Source organism: Streptomyces sp. CO7 (genome assembly GCF_053474865.1).
Genome location: NZ_JBRIOU010000004.1, coordinates 695043 through 696440 on the forward strand (window position 1 = coordinate 695043; position 1398 = coordinate 696440).

The window sequence follows — 1398 nt, forward strand, 5'->3', positions numbered from 1 at the left end:
CACCCTGATCGCGCTGCTGCTGGTCGCCGCGTTCGTCGTCATCCTCAACGAGACGACCATGGGCGTGGCCCTCCCGCCGATCATGGAGCACTTCGGCGTCTCGGCCGGTGTCGGCCAGTGGCTCACCACCATCTTCATGCTGATGATGGCGGTGGTCATCCCCATGACCGGCTTCCTGCTGCAGCGCCTGGGCACCCGCGTCTCGTTCCTCATAGCCATGGGGCTCTTCACGGCGGGCACCGCGCTGGCCGCGCTCGCCCCGACGTTCGGCGTCCTGGTCCTGGCCCGCGTGGTGCAGGCCAGTGGCACGGCCGTGATGCTGCCCCTGCTGATGACCACCGTCATGAACCTGGTGCCGCCGTCCCGCCGCGGCCGTTTCATGGGCAACGTCTCGCTCGTCATCGCCGCCGCCCCGGCCCTCGGCCCCGTCATGTCGGGCGCGCTGGTCGAGCCGCTCGGCTGGCGCGGCATCTTCGGCGTCATGCTGCCGATCGCGGCCGTCTCCCTGATCCTCGGCGCGCTGATGGTCAAGGACGTCTCGGAGCGGAGCCGGCAGAAGCTCGACCTGCCCTCCCTCCCGCTGAGCGCGCTCGGCTTCGGCGGCCTGGTCTACGGTCTGTCCGCGATGGGCGAGGGCGGTGGCGCCCCCGTCCACCCCGCGATCCCGATCGCCCTCGGCGTGCTGATCCTGGGTCTCTTCACGTTCCGCCAGGTCCGCCTGCAGCGCACCGACGACGCCCTGATGGACATGCGCGCCTTCCGCGCGCCCGGTTTCTCCAAGGCGCTCGCGGCGATGTCCGTCGCCGCCCTCGGCATGTTCGGCGCGCTGATCCTGCTGCCGCTGGTCCTCCAGGAGGCCATGGACCTGGACCCGCTCTCCACCGGCCTGATCGTGCTCCCCGGCGCGATCTCGATGGGCCTGCTCGGCCCGGTGGTGGGCGGCTGGTACGACCGCGTGGGCCCCCGCCCCCTGGTCGTCCCTGGCTCGGTCCTCACCGTCCTGTCCATGCTCGGCCTCTCCACCGTCGAGCCGGACAGCTCGTGGCTGCTGGTCCTCGCCTCCCACGTCGTGCTCTGCCTGGGCCTGGCCATGATGTTCACGCCCCTCTTCACCACCGCCCTGGCCGGCCTCACGCCCGCGCTGTACTCCCACGGCTCGGCGGCCCTGAACACGGTCCAGCAGGTCGCCGGCGCGGCCGGCACCGCCCTGTTCGTGGCCCTCTTCTCCGCCCGCAGCAAGTCCCTGGCCGACCAGGGCGTCCCCACGGCGGAGTCCCTCACGGGCGGTGCGCACCTGGCCTTCCTGGTCGGCGCGGGCGTCCTCGTCGCCGGCCTCCTCATCGGCCTCACCCTCCGCCGCCCCGAGGGCACCACCCCGGCGGCGACGGGCGGCCACTG

Annotated in this window: 1 protein-coding gene; it reads left to right on the forward strand. The window is 72.5% G+C overall.

The genetic code is table 11. From position 1 onward, the window contains the following. A partial coding sequence (locus ACOV8S_RS15980; RefSeq protein ID WP_448318877.1) for a DHA2 family efflux MFS transporter permease subunit occupies positions 1 to 1398 on the forward strand: 1398 nt, incomplete at both ends.